General features: G+C 61.0%; 12 protein-coding genes. 7 read left to right on the forward strand and 5 right to left on the reverse strand.

The features are described from left to right. Nucleotides 1-74: 74 nt before the first annotated feature. Both mscL and CAK95_RS05580 read left to right on the forward strand, forming a co-directional pair. Nucleotides 75-494: a large conductance mechanosensitive channel protein MscL gene (gene mscL, locus CAK95_RS05575; protein ID WP_183044313.1), complete on the forward strand. Its 420-nt coding sequence runs from the start codon at nt 75-77 to the stop codon at nt 492-494. Nucleotides 495-519: 25 nt separating this feature from the next. Beyond that, on the forward strand, nt 520-1,695 hold the full coding sequence (locus tag CAK95_RS05580; protein WP_086087031.1) for a pyridoxal phosphate-dependent aminotransferase: 1,176 nt from the start codon (nt 520-522) through the stop codon (nt 1,693-1,695). A 39-nt stretch (nt 1,696-1,734) separates the two neighbouring features. On the opposite strand, the gene CAK95_RS05585 is transcribed toward CAK95_RS05580, so the two are convergent. Together CAK95_RS05585 and CAK95_RS05590 are read right to left on the reverse strand one after the other, a co-directional pair. After that, nucleotides 1,735-3,942 carry an FAD-dependent oxidoreductase gene (locus CAK95_RS05585; protein ID WP_086087032.1) on the reverse strand — a complete coding sequence of 736 codons (2,208 nt, stop codon included), beginning with the start codon at nt 3,940-3,942 and terminating at the stop codon, nt 1,735-1,737. Between the two features lie 60 nt (nt 3,943-4,002). Then, a complete protein-coding gene (locus CAK95_RS05590) occupies nt 4,003-5,211 on the reverse strand; it encodes an acetyl-CoA C-acetyltransferase (protein WP_086087033.1) in 1,209 nt (402 codons plus the stop codon). Between the two features lie 220 nt (nt 5,212-5,431). On the opposite strand from CAK95_RS05590, the gene CAK95_RS05595 reads away from it, so the two are divergent. Continuing rightward, nucleotides 5,432-7,243, forward strand: coding sequence for an ABC-F family ATP-binding cassette domain-containing protein (locus CAK95_RS05595; RefSeq protein ID WP_086087034.1), 1,812 nt, complete (start codon nt 5,432-5,434; stop codon nt 7,241-7,243). A 213-nt stretch (nt 7,244-7,456) separates the two neighbouring features. Beyond that, nucleotides 7,457-7,933, forward strand: a complete 477-nt coding sequence (locus tag CAK95_RS05600) for a hypothetical protein (protein ID WP_086087035.1) — start codon at nt 7,457-7,459, stop codon at nt 7,931-7,933. Nucleotides 7,934-7,953: 20 nt separating this feature from the next. Here CAK95_RS05600 and CAK95_RS05605 read toward each other — a convergent pair whose 3' ends face one another. The 3 genes from CAK95_RS05605 to CAK95_RS05615 form a co-directional block, all read right to left on the reverse strand. After that, complete coding sequence (locus tag CAK95_RS05605; RefSeq protein ID WP_086087036.1) at nt 7,954-8,721, reverse strand: GGDEF domain-containing protein; 768 nt, start codon at nt 8,719-8,721, stop codon at nt 7,954-7,956. Nucleotides 8,722-8,874: 153 nt separating this feature from the next. Beyond that, nucleotides 8,875-11,094 carry an NACHT domain-containing protein gene (locus CAK95_RS05610; protein WP_147413687.1) on the reverse strand — a complete coding sequence of 740 codons (2,220 nt, stop codon included), beginning with the start codon at nt 11,092-11,094 and terminating at the stop codon, nt 8,875-8,877. An 82-nt stretch (nt 11,095-11,176) separates the two neighbouring features. After that, a complete protein-coding gene (locus CAK95_RS05615; RefSeq protein ID WP_086091210.1) occupies nt 11,177-12,997 on the reverse strand; it encodes an acyl-CoA dehydrogenase C-terminal domain-containing protein in 1,821 nt (606 codons plus the stop codon). A gap of 235 nt (nt 12,998-13,232) precedes the next feature. On the opposite strand from CAK95_RS05615, the gene CAK95_RS05620 reads away from it, so the two are divergent. The 3 genes from CAK95_RS05620 to CAK95_RS05630 all read left to right on the forward strand — a co-directional run bounded on the left by CAK95_RS05620 (nt 13,233) and on the right by CAK95_RS05630 (nt 17,954). After that, entirely contained in the window at nt 13,233-16,103 is a 2,871-nt protein-coding gene (locus CAK95_RS05620; RefSeq protein WP_086087038.1) for a tetratricopeptide repeat protein, read from the forward strand. Nucleotides 16,104-16,269: 166 nt separating this feature from the next. Continuing rightward, nucleotides 16,270-17,196 carry a sulfite exporter TauE/SafE family protein gene (locus CAK95_RS05625; RefSeq protein ID WP_086087039.1) on the forward strand — a complete coding sequence of 309 codons (927 nt, stop codon included), beginning with the start codon at nt 16,270-16,272 and terminating at the stop codon, nt 17,194-17,196. After that, on the forward strand, nt 17,193-17,954 hold the full coding sequence (locus tag CAK95_RS05630; RefSeq protein ID WP_086087040.1) for a TIGR02186 family protein: 762 nt from the start codon (nt 17,193-17,195) through the stop codon (nt 17,952-17,954). The genes CAK95_RS05625 and CAK95_RS05630 overlap by 4 nt, the downstream gene beginning before the upstream one ends. Nucleotides 17,955-18,003: the final 49 nt, after the last annotated feature.

Consider the following 18,003-nt stretch of genomic DNA (forward strand, 5'->3'; position numbering starts at 1 on the left):
GGGCCTTTCGTGAACTCCGGCAGGACCGTATCGTTAACATCATCGGGCCCCCGCCACAGGAGAAATTGATGGCCATATTGAAGGAGTTCCAGGAATTTGCGGTCAAGGGCAATGTGGTTGATCTCGCCATCGGCGTGATCATCGGCGCCGCCTTCGGCCGTATTGTCGAGTCGCTGGTCGGCGACATGATCATGCCGATTTTCGGCGCCCTCGGCGGACTGGATTTCTCCAATTACTTCATCGGGCTCTCGAAAGAGGTGACGGCCACAAACCTGGCCGATGCCAAGAAGCAGGGGGCGGTGCTGGCCTGGGGCCACTTCCTGACCGTCGCCATCAACTTCCTGATCATTGCCGGCGCCCTGTTTTTCGTGGTCAAGGGCATCAACATCCTGCGCCGCCGGGTGGCCGCCGAACAACCGGCAAAGGCGAGCGAGCCGCCGCGGCAGGAGAAGCTGCTGGAAGAAATCCGGGACCTGATGGCGAAGAAAAGCTAGGCATCGGACAATCCAGAACGCGCCAATGCCCTCACCCGATCTGCTCGGAGCCCTGCGCTCTCCGGCGCGCGAAGCGCCGGAAAGCGGCATCGTCGATATCATGAATTACGGCCGCCAGCGCGGCGGGGTCATGCCGCTCTGGGCCGGCGAAGGCGATCTGCCGACGCCGTCATTCATCATCGACGCTGCGGCGCAGGCGCTGGCCGCCGGCGAGACCTTCTATACGTGGCAACGTGGCATTCCCGAATTGCGGGAGGCGCTGGCGCAATATCACACTAGGCATTTCGGCCGGGTATTCACGGCCGACGAATTCTTCGTCACCGGGTCAGGCATGCAATCGATCCAGATCGCGCTGGCCATGACCGCCGAGGCCGGCAGCGAGGTGATCATTCCAACGCCCGCCTGGCCGAATGCGGCTGCGGCGACAGGCATTGCCGGTGCTCGCCCCGTCGAAGTTCCACTGCAATTTGGCAATGACGGCTGGACACTGGACATCGAACGCATCGCCGCGGCGATCACGGATCGAACCCGCGTCCTTGTGATGGTGTCGCCCTCCAATCCGACCGGATGGACCGCAACGCAGGACGAATTGCGTGAATTGCTCGCGCTTGCGCGGGCACACCGGCTCTGGATCGTTGCCGACGAAATCTATTCGCGCTTCTGGTATGGCGAAGGGGCGCGCGCGCCGTCCTTCTTCGACGTGATGGCGCCGGATGACCGGATCCTGTTCGTCAATACGTTTTCCAAGAACTGGGCGATGACCGGCTGGCGCATGGGCTGGATCGCGGCGAATCCCTCGCTCGGGCAGGTGGTCGAAAATCTCATTCAGTATTCGACATCGGGCGTCGCGCAATTCATGCAGCGCGCCGGTGTCGTGGCGCTGAAACAGGGCGAAGACTTTGTTGCCACGCAGGTCGCCCGGGCCCGCCAAAGCCGCGACATCGCCTGCGATATCCTCGGCCGCACCGGACGCTGCCGCTTCGCCATTCCGAAGGGCGCCTTCTATCTGTTCTTTTCGGTGGACGGCGAGAACGATATGCCGGCGCTGGCACGGCGGCTGGTGGATGAAGCGCAGGCCGGCCTTGCACCGGGTACGGCCTTTGGCGCCGGCGGCGAGCACTTCATGCGGCTGTGCTTTGCGCGCGATCCGAAACAGATTGAAGAGGCGTGCACACGGATTGCGAAGGTGTTGGAGATGTAGGTGTAGGGCGGATTAGCGAAGCGTAATCCGCCAGCATTTCTAAGCCGCCTCTTTCTTCCCACCGCTTGCGAAGCGCCCGTAAAACGTTTCGCCCTTGGCCGCGAGATCGAGCAACAGCGCATTCGGCCTGAAGCGCGAGCCGAATGTCTTTTCCAGCCGCTCGCACAAGGCGACAAAATTCTGCACGCCCATCATGTCGATATAAGACAACGTGCCGCCGGTGAACGGCGCAAAACCGAAACCGAGGATCGAGCCGACATCGGCCTCGCGCACATCGGTCAGCACACCCTCCTCGAAGCAGCGCGCTGTTTCCAGCGCCTGGATCGCCAGCATGCGCTTTTTCAGTTCATCGACATCGATGGTGTCGGGATCGAGCGCTCGCATCTGCAATTCAACGAGACCTGGCCACAGTTTCTTCGGTCCCTTTTCCGGATAATCGTAGAAGCCCTTGCCGTTCTTGCGGCCGAGGCGGCCATATTTCTCCACCATATCCGACAGCAGCACCTTCTGCCGTGTATCGACCGCATCCTTGCCGAGATCGGCTTCGGTGGCTTTGAGGATTTTCCAGGCGAGATCCACCGCCACTTCATCGTTCAGCGAGAGCGGTCCGACCGGCATGCCGGCCATGCGTCCGACATTCTCGATCATCGCCGCCGGCACGCCTTCCATCAGCATCAGATGGCCTTCGCGGATATAGGTGCCGACCACGCGCGAGGTATAGAAGCCGCGTGAGTCGTTGACGACGATCGGCGTCTTCTTGATCGCGCGCACGAAATCGAGCGCCATCGCCAGCGCATCGTCTCCCGTCTGTTTGCCCATGATGATCTCGACCAGCATCATCTTCTCCACCGGCGAGAAGAAATGGATGCCGACGAACCGCGACGGGTCCTTCGCGGTCTCCGCAAGCGAGGTGATCGGCAGCGTCGAGGTGTTGGAGCCAAAAATAACATCTGGCACCACCGCCTGCGCCTTGGCGATGGTCTCCGCCTTCACCTTGCGATCCTCGAACACCGCTTCGATCACGAGATCGCAGCCCTTCAGCGCTTCATAATCATCCGTCGGCGTGATCCGCGCGAGCAGCGCATCGCGGGCAGCGGCATTCGCGCGGCCTTTGTTGATCTGGTCGGTCATCAGCTTGTGCGAATGCGCCTTGCCCTTGTCGGCCGATTCCTGATCGCGGTCGATCAGCACGACATCCAGCCCGGCATTGGCGCTGACATAGGCGATGCTGGCGCCCATGAAGCCCGCGCCGATGATGCCGACTTTCTGCAATTTGGTCTGCGGCACATTGGCGGGGCGGCGGGCGCCCTTGTTCAGTTCGCCCATCGACACGAACAGCGTGCGGATCATCGCCGCGGCTTCCTTCGAGCGCAGGATATGCGCGAAGTGACGCGACTCGACCTGCAACGCGAGATCGAACGGCAGTTGCAGCCCGTCGAACACCACCTGCAGGACCGCGCGCGCGGCCGGATAATTGTCGTAGGTTTCACGGCGATAGATCGCGTTCGCCGGCATGAATGTCATCATCCCGGCTTTCGACCAGACGAGACCACCGGGATTCTTGAAGCCCTTCACATCCCACGGCGCCTGCGCCTTGCCGCCGGCCTTGATCCAGTCTTTCGCCGCAGCGATGAGGTTGGTCGCAGGAACGACATTGTCGATCAGCTTCATGCCCTTGGCGCGCGACGCTTTGAGCTGATCGCCCTTGAGCAGATATTGCAGGGCATCGGCCGGCATCATCATGCGCGAAATACGCGTCGTGCCGCCGGCGCCGGGAAACAATCCGATTTTGATTTCCGGCAAACCCAGCCGGATCTTGTCGTTGTCGGCAGCAAGACGATGGTGGCAGGCGAGCGCCAATTCGAAGCCGCCACCCAGCGCTGTGCCGTTGAGCGCTGCGACCCACGGCTTGCCGCAGGTTTCGATGCGCCGATAAAGCTGCGAGAGCTTGCGGCTTTCCTCAAACAGGCGCTTCGCTGCGGCTTCCTCGCCCTGCGACTGCACCATCTGCGCATAATGCGCCGACATGCTGTTGAGCAGCGTCAGATCAGCACCGGCGCAGAACGTGTCCTTGCCCGAGGTGATGACCACGCCTTTGATGGCTTCATCGGCGGTCGTCTTCTCGACGATCTCGAACAATTCCAGGATCGTTGCGACGTCGATGACATTCATCGACCGCCCCGGCGCGTCCCACGTCACCAGCGCGATGCCGTCTGAGTCGGTTTCCAGCTTGAAGTTGGTGGTCATCTCTTGCTCCGGCCGTTCCCCTCCCCCGCGAGCACTTGCGAGTGGTGGGGAGGGGAAAAATCAAACCCGCTCGATGATCGTCGCCGTGCCCATGCCGGCACCGATGCAAAGTGTGATCAGCGCGGTGTTGAGATTGCGCCGCTCCAACTCGTCGAGCACAGTGCCGACCAGCATCGCGCCGGTTGCGCCGAGCGGATGCCCCATGGCGATGGCGCCGCCATTCACGTTGATCCTGTCATGCGGGATATCGAACGCCTGCATGTAACGCAGCACCACCGAGGCGAAGGCTTCGTTGAGCTCGAACAGATCGATATCGGCAACCGACATGCCGGCTTTCCTCAGGACCTTCTCTGTCACCGGCACAGGACCCGTGAGCATGATGCCGGGCTCCGAACCGATATTCGCAAAGGCCCTGATGCGTGCCCGCGGCTTCAGACCCGCGGCCTCACCCGCCTCCTTGTTGCCGATCAGCACAGCCGCTGCGCCATCGACAATGCCGGACGAATTGCCGGCGTGATGCACGTGGTTGATCTCTTCGATTTCGGGATAGCGCTGCGATGCCACCGCGTCGAAGCCGCCCATCTGGCCCATCTCGACAAAGGACGGCTTGAGCGAGGCCAGCGACTGCATGGTGGTCGAAGGCCGCATATGCTCGTCCTTGTCGAGCAGCGTGATGCCGTTCACATCCTTGATCGGAAGGATCGACTTCGTGAAGCGGCCTTCTTCCCAGCTTTGCGCCGCGCGCTTCTGGCTCTCCACCGCATAGGCGTCGACATCGTCGCGCGAGAAACCATACTTTGTCGCGATCAGATCGGCCGACACGCCTTGCGGCATGAAATAGGTCGGGATCGCCGCCATCGGATCGGCAAACCAGGCGCCGCCCGAAGCGCCGATGCCGACGCGGCTCATCGATTCGACGCCGCCGCCGATGGTCATGTTGTGCTGGCCGGACATTACCTCGGCCGCGGCGAAATTCACCGCATCGAGACCCGACGCACAGAAACGGTTGATCTGGATGCCGGGCACATGATCGCCATAGCCGGCCAGCAGCGCCGAGATTCGCGCGACATCGCCGCCGGCTTCACCGACGGGATCGACGCAGCCCATCACCACGTCATCGACCAGTTCGGGATCGAGATTGTTGCGCTCGCGCACGCCCCTCAGCACCTGCGAGCCGAGATTGACGGTCGAGACCTCATGCAGGGACCCGTCCACCTTGCCGCGCCCCCGCGGCGAACGAAGATGATCGTAGATGAAGGCGTCGGTCATGCAGACACTCCCCGTTCCCCCGCGACTGGGTCCCCGCGAAGGCGGGGCCCATAGCCACCATGAACGATTATGGGTCCCCGCCTTCGCGGGGACGACTCCTGATTTAATCGCTGCGCATCAACATTACAGAGAGACATATAAAAGTCAGGTTGATGAATTGCAGACGACCCAGCCACTTTTATAATGGCGAGCGGCCCGCCCACGCGATACACCCCGCCCCATGGCACCTCTGATCCAGCTTCGCGATATCGGGCTCACTTTTGGCGGCACGCCGCTTCTGACCAATGCCGAATTGCAGGTTTCGGCCGGCGAACGGGTGTGTCTGGTGGGCCGCAACGGGTCGGGCAAATCGACGCTGCTGAAAATCACCGCCGGGATGATCGAGCCGGACCGGGGAACCGTGTTCACCCAGCCGGGCGCCACCATCCGCTATCTGCCGCAGGAACCGGATTTCTCCGGTCACGCCACCACCCTGTCCTATGTGCAGGCGGGCCTGGCTCCGGGCGATGACACCTATCAGGCGCAATACCTCCTGGAACAGCTCGGCCTGACCGGCCACGAAGACCCCACCCATCTCTCGGGTGGTGAGGCACGCCGCGCCGCGATCGCGCGCGTGCTCGCCCCCTCGCCCGACATCCTACTGCTGGACGAGCCGACCAACCATCTCGATCTCACCACCATCGAATGGCTGGAAACCGAATTGAAGAGCCGGCGCTCGGCGCTGGTCATCATCAGCCATGACCGCCGCTTCCTCGACAATCTCACGCGCGTCACGGTGTGGCTCGATCGCGGCAAGACGCGGCGGCTGGAGGTCGGCTTTCGCGATTTCGAGACAAAGCGCGACGAAATCCTCGCCGAGGAAGAACTCGAACAGCACAAGCTGGATCGCAAGATCGCCGCGGAAGAAGACTGGGTCCGGTATGGCGTGACCGCGCGACGAAAGCGCAATGTCCGCCGCATGGCCGAATTGCAGGCCTTGCGCAAAAGCCGGAACGATTATCGCGGCAGCGTCGGCAAGGCCGAGATCACCGCCGCCGAAGCCGACAAATCCGGCACGCTGGTGATCGAGGCGAAACATATCTCGAAGTTTTATGATGAGCGTCCGATCGTCAGCGATTTCTCGACCCGCATCAACCGTGCCGATCGCATCGGCATCGTCGGGCCGAATGGCAGCGGCAAGACGACGCTGCTCTCGCTGCTGACCGGCACGCTCGCGCCCGATTCCGGTTCGGTGCGGATCGGCACCAATATCGAGATGGCCAGCCTCGAACAGGATCGCGACAGCCTCAATCCGGAATGGACGCTGGCCGAAGCGATGACCGACGGCAAGGGCGATACCGTCAGCATCGGCGGACAGACGAAACACGTCGTCGGCTATATGAAGGACTTTCTGTTCAGCCCCGAACAGATCCGCACGCAATTGCGCGCTTTGTCGGGCGGCGAACGCGGGCGGCTGATGCTGGCCCGCGCGCTGGCGCGGCCATCGAACCTGCTGGTGCTCGACGAACCAACCAACGATCTCGATCTCGAAACACTCGACGTATTGGAAGAAACGCTCAGCGATTATTCCGGCACGGTGATCCTGATCAGCCATGACCGCGATTTTCTCGACCGCGTGGTGAGTTCGGTGATCGTGCCGGAAGGCAATGGTCGCTGGAACGAATATGCCGGCGGCTATTCCGACATGCTGGCGCAGCGCGGCGCCGACATTGCCTCGACCAAGCCTGTGCGCAACGCCACCGCGAGAGAACAAAAAGCCGCAGCCGCGGCCGCCGCGGCCACCAAGCCGAAGAAAAAACTCAACTTCAACGACAGGCATGCACTCGAAAATCTGCCCAAGCAGATCGCCAGGCTCGAAGGCGAGATCAAGACGCTGCAGAGCAAGCTCGACGATCCGGAGCTCTATGCGCGCGACCGCAAGGCCTTCGATGCGGCGATGACCGCGATCTCGAAAGCGCAAACAGACCTCGCGGCTGCGGAAGAAAAGTGGCTCGAACTTGAGATGCTGCGCGAAGAGGTCGAGGGGGCTTAGGCCGGGCGTATCCCGGCCACCGCGAGCCGGATCTTCGGCGCCTTCCGAGCATATTGGGACGAATATCGAGGGAATTGCTTTACGGTTTTCCTGCGAGGCTGCGCCGTCCGTCATTTGCCCATGAGAGAGACCGCCATGTCCCTTCGAGCCATGTCCTTTCGAGCCATGTCCTTACGGGCTGTGTCCTTGCGAGCCATGTCCTTACGATTTGCAATGGCCGTCGCCGCGCTGGTTCTGATCGCGGCGCAAGACCGGCTGCTGGCAAAGCCGCTGGCCTGCCCAAACAATCCGGCCGCGGCCAACACGATCTCGGCCGAGGATCTGAAATCGCTCGCGGCCTCCGGCAACAGCATCGATCGCGCCGCCGCGCTCGATCGCATTGTCGCGACCTTGCGTGATCGCGGCATGAGCGCCGGCAACATCGTCGACAATCTGGTTTCCGCCTACTGCCCGATCGTCGCCGCCAATGCCGCACTCGACGACCGGCAGAAAGCAACGACGGTGCGCAGCTTCGCCTCGCAAGCGTCGCGCGCCGTTTACGCGCCCGAAGAGGCCGACGAAATCATCCTCGATGTCCCGCTGCCGCCCGCGGCCGCCAAGGCGATCAACGACAAGGCCAAAGCCGAGCGGATGTCACCACAGGAATGGGCGGCCAAGATCATCATCAACGATCTCAAGACGGCGCGTTAGGGCGCAGCAACGATCGAGCGTCAGGCGACCGCTGCGTCCTGCAGCCCGGCCGAAAGGCAGAGGCGGTTGCGGCCCGCGGCCTTGGCGGCATAGAGCGCGCGGTCGGCTTCGGCATAAAGCGCATCGAAGCTGCGGCCGTCGCCAATGGCCGCGCCCGCCGAGACGGTCACTGTCACGGCGATACGATGCGCCACGATCGGCGTTCCGGCGATGCGCGTGCAAAACGCCTTCACTCGGTCGATCACAAGCTCGGGCGGCGTATCGGAGGAGACCACCGCAAATTCCTCGCCGCCCAGGCGGCCGATCATGCCGAGGCCGCCAAGCTCCGCCGCCATGCGCTGGCCGATGGTCTTCAGCACGGCATCGCCGACGCGATGGCCATAGGTGTCGTTCACGCTTTTGAACTTGTCGATATCGATGATGATCAGCACCAGCGTCGTGCCGGCCGCGGCGTCGGCGCGATCGAGAATGGCTCTGCGATTGGCAAGGCCGGTGAGCGGATCGGTCAGGCTCATCAGCTCGACCTCGGCTTTCGCCTGATGCAGCGACAGATGCGTGCGGCCGATGCCGTAGAGGATCGGCACGGCAATCACGATCGCCGCGAAGATCGTCACCGCCCAGGAGCGCAGGCTGTCGCCCCAACTCACGAAAAAGACCAGCTGGTTGACGATGTCGATGACCAGCGCCACCACGACCGCAAGGGTCGTCGCACTGGCGACATAGGTGACGAGCTCTCGCCGGTTGCGGACAACAGGACGAACAAGGATGGCGGCGAGAACACGGAGCATGGCGGGTCTGAACAAACGTGATGCAAGAAAAGTTACCGGTGAGGTCCTAAGGCGGGCTTAACCGATTCAGAGTTTGTTCAACATGGAATCGATGACGCTCCTACTCCTGCGCGACTTGCATCCACCGCTCGTCCCCGCGCAGGCTTGCTAGCGCTAAAGCCCCGCAACAAAGAGCCAAATTGGATCCTTTGATAAGCTTAGCTCGGCAAGTATTTTACCTACTCTTTGCGTTTCGCTTCGTACTGGAATGTAGAGGTTACCACCATCGCCCTTTTCCTTTCTAAGCAACCCCTCACTAATCAGCTTTCCTAATATACGATCAAGAACTCCCGATTTAACGAGCTTTCCGAGGCCCCGCAACAGCGCCTCTTCTTTCCTACCGGCCCCTTTTTGAAAGAAAGTCTTGCGCAGCACTGTCACAAGAACCTTTTGAGTGGGCTCCAAGTTTGCAGCACGAATGCGAGAGGTCGTCGCAATTGAAGAAAAAACTTCAATCGAGTTTCCGCTAAGCCAAGCCGGAATTGCCCCCTGACTAGATACCCCTTCTAGAACACCAATATTTGAGGCCGTAATCTTTACGTCTCTTACTTCGACACCAGAGATAATCAGACGCTCAATCACCGAATTATCAACATGCAACCCAGCAACGCGCGCATGAGCCAAATCCAGAACCGAGGCATGACCATACTCGATATATTGGCCTCCAAAATCAACATCGGTCACGCCGGAAACAAGGACGCTACACACAAGATCAAGTAGTAACGTTTGATTTTTTACTTTTGTATTCGCCTTACAGTGAGCAATCGCATCGTCTATCAGATTAAGCATCATCAATTTACGGCCACAAATCAAAAGTCCATTCTCGCTTAAGGGATTCAACCAGACAGCGTCCGAAGCTCGAGCATCACGTCGATCAGCGATAAAAATTACATCCGTTGCGCGCAGCCCATCAAGAAGGTACGTATCTACAAACCGGCGCTCTTCGCTATCAGCCGACGCTCTTCCAAGCCCGGGCAATCGCTGAAGCAGAACACTTGCCTGCTCAATCGGCGCGTGCCCCACTACCCTCTCAAATGCTGCCTGTATTTCCGACAAAGAAAGAGGACCCACATTTGCTGGCTTCGTTCTCGTCGCAGACGCCACTTCGACCAAAATCCTTTTTATCGTATCAACGTCGAAGGATGAATGGATGCGCGCCTCACGTTCACAGACCGCGTTAATCAACAAGTCCCAGAACTGAACAAGATCCAATTCTTCGGATAATTCAGCACCAACTTCGTCAAAAACCCTGAGAAAAAACTCGCAGGTAAGCGGCTTGCGCGGCAACCATTCGGGAATATCCCCGTCCCGCCCATTAACCTTGAGGAATTCAGCTATCTCTTCAAAAGTGAATTCGTCTTTTGATCGCAACAATTCGGCAGATGAATTTGCCAACCCCAACGCTGCGAAAAGCTCATCGTTACTATCGAAATAGTGGTCGCGGCCACAAACGAGAATGCCGATCCGTTGATGCGTTATCAAATCTCGCACGCCGGATAAGGCATCGGCTCGAAGCGCTTTTAGCGCGCTCGAGTCATCGCTCCACAACTGAACACCCAACTCATCAAAGCCATCCAACAAAAGAATCAACATCCCGTTGTTGTATGCTTTTAGAAAAGCGTCGACGTGCTGTGATAGATTTAGATCCTGAAGATGCCGCCTTATGATTTCGTATCTATCCTTAAGGCCCCAGCACTTCCGCAGGTCTATGGCCACTGGGAACTCAAGATTTTCCCATGCGGACATCGCCAAAGTATTGTAAACTTGCTCAACACATTTACTTTTCCCCGTACCATACTCGCCAGTCATGACGATGATTCGACCGCCAGCAACCAACTCGGACAACTCTGCAGTGTCTATCTCGCCACCTTTTTGACGATTGAAGCTTACAAGCACATATTTTGTGTTGTCTTTGCTCCCAGTTTCAGGATCGATCGCGCTTCCAAATGGAGTCACCTTGCGCGCTTCGTTGTATTCATCGAATGGCAAGAACCGCGTTCGGAACTGCTCTATACTTAGAACATCTATATTTATCTTTTTTCCTGCCGCCTGCATGGCAAGTGTTGGCTCGTAAGCCGTCACACAGATACAAATCGTCTGGATAAAGCCCGAGTTAAAATTTACGTTTCTAATATGAATTAGCTTGTTCAAGTCCTCTTGGAGCTTATTGATGCTCTTCTGCTCTGTCACCTCGATCGCGACCGATTGCTTTTCGTCTAATTCAGCGTAGGCGTCTATCTGACGGGCATGCACCTGTGTGGACTTAAATTCCTTTCCCCAAATGGAAGCGGCAGCCTTACGAACGGTAGCTTCTAAATCCTTCCAACTACTCACAGCCCCCCCAAATTCTCTACCGTTACAACATGTTAACCGCGCACCTCGACGACACTAACATGATCGAAAAAAATGTGGCGCCCTAAAACCCCTCCATCCCCATCTCCATCACACTCCCCGCGCCCGCGCTGATGCGCGCGAGTTGCGCGGCCGTTTCCGGCAGCATCTTCTCCGCAAAAAATCTTGCGACGATCAGTTTGTTTTTCAGCGCCTGCGCATCGAGCACGTTGCCGCCGCCCGCGCCTGAAGCGTCACCGGCCGCAAGCTTCTCGTTCACCGCAACGACAATGCGGCCCCACATGTAGCCGAGCGCAACAAGCCCGAAGAGATGCATGTAGTCGGTGGCGCCGGCGCCGGCATTGTCCGGGTCCTTCATCGCGTTCTGCATGAACCACATCGTCGCCTGCTGCAGATGCCCGAGCGAGACATTCAGCGGCTCGACATAAGGCTTCATCGCGTCATCGGCCTTGTGCGCATTCACAAAGCCCTGCACCTCCGCGAAGAAGGCCATCGCGGCTCTGCCGCCATCCTTCGGCAGCTTGCGGCCGACGAGATCGAGCGCCTGGATGCCGTTCGCGCCCTCATAGATCATCGGAATGCGCGCATCGCGCACATATTGCTCCATGCCGGTCTCGGAAATGTAGCCGTGACCGCCGAACATCTGCTGCGCGTTCACGGCGCTCTCGAAGCCGAGATCGGTCAGCACGCCTTTCACCACCGGCGTCAGCAGACCCATCATGTCGTCGGCATGCTGCTTTTCTTTTTCGTCCTGCGAACGATGTGCGATGTCACCGAACAGCGAGGTCCACAGCACCAGCGCGCGGCCCGCTTCGTTGACCGCGCGAATGCTCAGCAGCGTGCGGCGCACGTCCGGATGCACGATGATCGGATCGGCCGGCTTGTCGGGAAATTTCGGTCCGGTCAGCGCGCGGCCCTGCAGCCTCTCTTTCGTATAGGTGACGGCGTTCTGATAGGTGACCTCCGACATCGCCAGGCCCTGCACGCCGACCGCCAGCCGCGCCTCGTTCATCATCGTGAACATGGCGGCGAGGCCGCGGTTCTCCTCACCGATGAGATAGCCGGTCGCGTTGTCGTAATTCATCACGCAGGTGGCATTGCCGTGAATGCCCATCTTGTGTTCGATCGAGCCGCAGACGACGCCGTTGCGATCGCCGAGCGTGCCGTCGTCATTCACCATCACCTTCGGCACGATGAACAGCGAGATGCCCTTGGTGCCGGCCGGCGCGCCTTCGATGCGCGCCAGCACGAGATGGATGATGTTCTCGGTGAGGTCCTGTTCGCCGCCGGAGATGAAGATCTTGGTGCCGGAAATCTTGTAGCTGCCGTCCGCCTGCTTCACCGCCTTGGTGCGCAACAGGCCAAGGTCGGTGCCGCAATGCGGCTCGGTCAGATTCATGGTGCCGGCCCACACGCCCTCCACCATCTTCGGCACGAATTTTTTCTTCTGTGCGTCGGAGCCGTGGGTGATGATCGCGGCCACCGCGCCCTGCACCAGACCCGAATACATCGAGAAGGCGAGATTGGATGACGCCAGGAATTCGTTGATGACGGTCGTCATCGTGGCCGGCAATCCCTGTCCGCCGAATTCGGTCGGACACGAGATGCCGATCCAGCCGCCTTCGACCATCTGGTCGTAAGCCGCCTTGAAGCCGTCCGGCGTCGTCACGCGCCCGTCGGCGTGCCGCGTACAGCCCTGAAGGTCGCCCTGACGATTGAGAGGAACGAGTATTTCCGAACAGAACTTCCCGGCTTCTACGAGGATTGCTTCGACCACGTCGGGGGTCGCTTCGCCAAATCCGGCCACATTGTTGTGGCGCTCGATGTGGAACACGTCATTGAGCAGAAACAGCACGTCCTCGACGGGCGCCTTGTAGGCCGGCATCAGCATCTCCTTAAGTTGGAGTTCGGCGAATCAATTGTCGCCGATACGCTATTGCGTTTCCGCGACGGCTGCGATGGGGGCCGGTTTTGTTAAGAAAATCCTGCGGTTAACCGGTTATTTACCCTGACAGGAAAAAGTCGGTCCTGGGGACGGGACCGCATTCCCTCGCAACCCTACGTTTACGGAAGGAGGCGGTCCCACGACGGCGCAATGCCCTTGGCGGTGGGTTTACGGCATGAATGAGCGTCAGCGGATGAACGAGAATGCCGGACGGCCGGACACCCGTTCGGCTGCGCCCGATCCCAATTATTTCCCCCCGGCAAGCTACCCGCATCCGCAGCAGGGTTATCCGCAGGGCGGGTATCCGCCGCACGCGCCCTATCCGCCTGGCCCGCCACAGCAGCCGCGTTACCCGCAGCCCGATCCGAACACCAATGTCGATGACGCGGTGGCGCAGATCGCCGCCCGCATGCGCGCGCTGGAGGGCGGCGACACGTCCGTGTCCGCCCCGGCCGCGCGGGCGCCGATCCCGCCCGCGCCTCCGCTACCGCCGCTATCACCGGTGAATTACGGTTATCCGCCGCCGGGTTATCCGCCGTATGGTTATGCGCCGTACCAGGGTTATGCGCCGCAAGGCTATGCGCCGGGGCCGGACCTGTCCGGGCTCGAAAGCCAGCTCCGGGCCATCACCGCGCAGATCGAAACGCTGCGTCAGCCGCCGGATTTCAGTCCGATTCTGAGGGAATTGCGGCAGGATCTTGCGGAAATCTCGGCGCGTCTGACCGAAGCCATGCCGCGCCGCGCCGTCGAGGCCCTGGAGGGCGAAGTGCGCCGCCTCGCCGAACGCATCGATATCAGCCGCGCGGCCGGCGTCGATCCGGACACGATTGCCGGCATGGAACGCGGCCTGAACGAGGTGCGCGACGCGCTGCGCAGCCTGAAACCGGCCGAAAGCCTGGCCGGTTTCGAAGCCGCTATCCACAATCTGTCCAGCAAGATCGATCAGGCCGGCACGGCCTATCAGGATCCCGCCTCGCTGCATCAGCTTGAGACCGCGATCACGGCCTTGCGCGGCATCGTCGCCAATGTCGCCTCGAACGAGACGCTGTCCAGCCTGTCGGAAGAGGTGCGCGGCCTGTCGGCCAAGGTCGATCGCGTCGCGGCCTCGTCGAAGATGCTCGACCCCGAGGCCCTGAAATCGCTCGAGCAGCGGATCGCCGATCTGCCCGTTCTGGGCGCCATAGAGCGCGGTTTTGCCGATCTCAACGCCCGGCTCGACTCGCTACAGATCGCGCCGCAAACCGCCATCGACCCGACGCCCGCTGTCGATTATCTCAAGCGCGATCTCGTGCGCACGCAGGATTCTCTCGAAGCGGTGCATTCGACGCTCGGTCATCTGGTCGACCGCCTGGCCATGATCGAAGGCGGCATTCGCGAGGCCCGCTTTGCCGCCGAAGCGCCGCCGTTTGCGCCAGCCATGGCACCTGCAGCGCAGCCAGCAGCGAAAGCCCCGGCCTTCACACCTCCGCCCGCTCCGGCTCCTGAAAAGCCGCGCATGCCGCAGGTCAAGCCGATGCCGGCCCCGGCTGTTGAAGTCCGCAGGGCCTCACCGTTGCCACCGGCCGAGCCGCTCCCCATCGCGCCGGCCGTCGGCACTCCACCCCCGCCCAAGACATCTCCGGCCAAGACATCTCCAGCCAAGACACCGGCGGCTCAGACACCCCCGGCCCAGACAGCCAGTCCCAAGCAGCGTGAGCGGCAGGCGATCGATCCGCAATTGCCTCCGGATTTCCCGCTCGAGCCCGGCTCCGGCGTGCCGCGCGCGCGGCCGAATGCCTCCGCTGCCGACCGCATAGCCGCGTCGGAAGCAGCGCTCGGCGGTACCGTCAGTCCCGGCAGCGCTAATCATCCGGGCCAGACCAATTTCATCGCCGCGGCCCGCCGCGCCGCGCAGGCCGCGGCTGCAACTGCGCCCGAGGCTGCCACCTCCGCTTCGGAAGAGAGCGAAGAAGAAGCATCGAAATCGATCGGCCAGAAGATGCGTTCGCTGTTTGTCGGCGCCAGCGTGATCCTGATCGTGGTCGCTGCCGGGCGGCTCACGCTCGATTATCTCGACACGGGCAATGAGCCGATATTCTCCGAGGTCAACGAGCAAACCGATATCGACGTGGCCGAAGCACCAGCGCCGAAGCCAGACGCGCCGCAAGTTTTGCCGGTGTCGCCCGCTTTGCAGCCCAAAGCGACGGACGCCTTCAGCACCGCATCCTCCGGCGTCATCCTTCCGGAGCGCCCGAAAGTGGCGCCCACACCGTCCACAGCGCCGCTGGAGCTCGACGCGACCGGGTCGGTTGGCAAGCGCAATCCCGCAGCCACAGATACCCCGCGCGAACCTCTGCCCGCCATGTCCGACAAGCTGCCGGCGCTCCTGCGCAACGCGGCAGCAAAGGGCCAGCCAGCCGCAGAATACGAAATCGGCATCCGCTATGTCGAAGGCAACGGCGTTCCGCAGAACACCGATGAGGGCGTCCGCTGGCTCGAGCGCGCCGCCAATGCCGGCCTCGCGCCCGCTCATTTCAGGCTGGGCGGGCTCTACGAAAAAGGTCTCGGTGTCAAAAAGAGCCTCGATACGGCACGCCGTCATTATGTGATTGCTGCCGACAAGGGCCATGCCAAGGCGATGCATAATCTCGCGGTGCTTTTCGCTGAAGGCGTCGAAGGCAAGCCGGATTATAAAGTGGCTTCGCAATGGTTCCGTAAAGCCGCGGAGCATGGCGTTGCCGACAGCCAATATAATCTCGGCATCCTCTATGCCCGTGGCATCGGCATCGAGCAGAACCTGCCGGAATCCTACAAATGGTTCTCGCTCGCAGCTCTACAGGGCGATCGCGATGCCGCCAAAAAGCGCGACGATGTCGGCGCCAAGCTGGACGCGGCCTCGCTGGCCGCAGCCCGATCCGCGGCACAGGCCTTCACGCCGCAACGGCAGCCGGATGAAGCCGTCGTGGTGCAGTCGCCTCCCGGCGGCTGGGACCGGCCCGCCGCCCAGAACGCGCCCGCCACCAAGAAACCGCGAACCAGTGGTGGCGCGAGAGTCACAGCGTCTTAACGCTAGACTCCAAACGCCCGAACTTCCCCACATTTCATTCGACTAATCTGCACAACTCTGTACGGATGGCTCCGAAAACGCGGCGTCATTCGGCGGCCGCGCGCCGGATTATTGCCGCATCGTCCATCGGGGCTCACGGGTGAGCCTTCAACGACGGCCTGTGCCTGTGCAAATCTATCTTCCGATCGCCGATTTACCGGTCAACATTTTCCTCCTGTTCGCGATGGGCCTTGCCGTCGGCTTCATCTCGGGAATGTTCGGCATCGGCGGCGGTTTCCTGATGACACCGCTGCTGATCTTTATCGGCATCCTGCCATCGGTCGCGGTGGCGACGGTCTCCAGCCACATCGCCGCGTCATCGGCGTCAAGCGCGATCAGCTATTGGCGGCGCAAGGCGATTGATATCCCGCTGGCGCTGATGCTGCTGATTGGAGGCATCGTCGGCACCGCCGGCGGCGTCTGGCTGTTCACGCTGCTGCGTTCAGCCGATCTGCTCGATCTTGTCATCGCGCTATCCTATGTCATCCTGCTGGTTGCCGTCGGTGGCCTCATGATCAGCGAAGCTGTTCGCGCCATCATGCGGAGTTATCAAGGGCACCCGGTCGTTCTGCGCCGCCCCGGCAGTCACACCTGGCTGCATGGGTTGCCCTTCAAGGTCCGTTTCAAACGATCGAAGATTTATGTGTCGGCGATCCCGGTTATCGGCATCGGACTGATCATCGGCTTTCTCGGCTCGCTAATGGGCATTGGCGGCGGCTTCCTTCTCGTGCCGATGCTGATCTATTTCCTAAGGGTCCCGACCGCGACCGTCATCGGCACCTCGACGGTCCTGACCCTCGTGACCATGGCTTCGGCGACGGTGATGCATGCGGCCACCAATCATCTGGTCGATGCGTTGCTGGCGCTGATCCTGATGGTCGGCGGGGTGATCGGCGCTCAATTCGGCGCTCGCGCCGGCCAGGCCATGAAAGCCGAGCGGCTGCGGCTTCTGCTCGGGCTCCTCGTGCTCGGCGTCGGCATCCGTTTCGCACTTGACCTTCTGGTACAACCGAACGAGCTGTTTTCTCTTCGCTTCGCCGGAGGTGGTGGATGAAACGCTATGCCGCGCTCACCCTTGCCTTCGTGCTGGCGACCTCGCCAGCAGCGGCCGAGCGGCTGATCACCTCGCTCAGCAGTCATCAGGTCCTGGTATCGTCCAGCTTCACCGGGACAGAGCTTGTGCTGTTCGGAGCGATCGAACGCGATAGCGCGACAGTTTCCCGGAAAGGCGGCTACGACATCATCGTCACCGTTTCCGGGCCGCGTGAAGCATTGGTCGTGCGCCGCAAGGATCGTGTCGTCGGCATCTGGACCAATGCCGAATCGAATACCTTCCTCGACGCGCCGACCTATCTGGCCGTGCTCAGCAACAAGCCGCTTGACGAGATTGCACCGGCCGAGATGCTGCGGCGTCTCGACATCGGTATGAATGTCGTTCCGCGCATGCATGTCGCAGCCGGCATCGAATCCGGTGAAGAGACATTCCGCGATGCACTGATCCGGCTGCGCAAGGAACGACACCTCTATATCGAGGACCCGGCGGGCGTGACCTTCATCACGCCAACCCTGTTCCGGGCCACCATCCGACTGCCCGCGGAATCGCCAGTCGGCATCTACGACGTCGATGTGCGCCTCTTCGCCGACAACACCAACCTGGCGCGTGCCTCATCAGCGCTGGAAGTCGTGAAAGTCGGCATCGAGCAATTCATCGTCACGGCCGCGCGCGACCACGGGATTCTGTATGGGTTATTCACCACGCTGATGGCGCTGATGACCGGGTGGTTCGCCTCGATCGTGTTCCGGCGGGATTAAAACCACCCTCTCATTCCGGGGCGTTGCAAAGCAACGAACCCGGAATGAC

Origin of the sequence: Pseudorhodoplanes sinuspersici (genome assembly GCF_002119765.1) — a bacterium.
GTDB lineage: Bacteria > Pseudomonadota > Alphaproteobacteria > Rhizobiales > Xanthobacteraceae > Pseudorhodoplanes > Pseudorhodoplanes sinuspersici.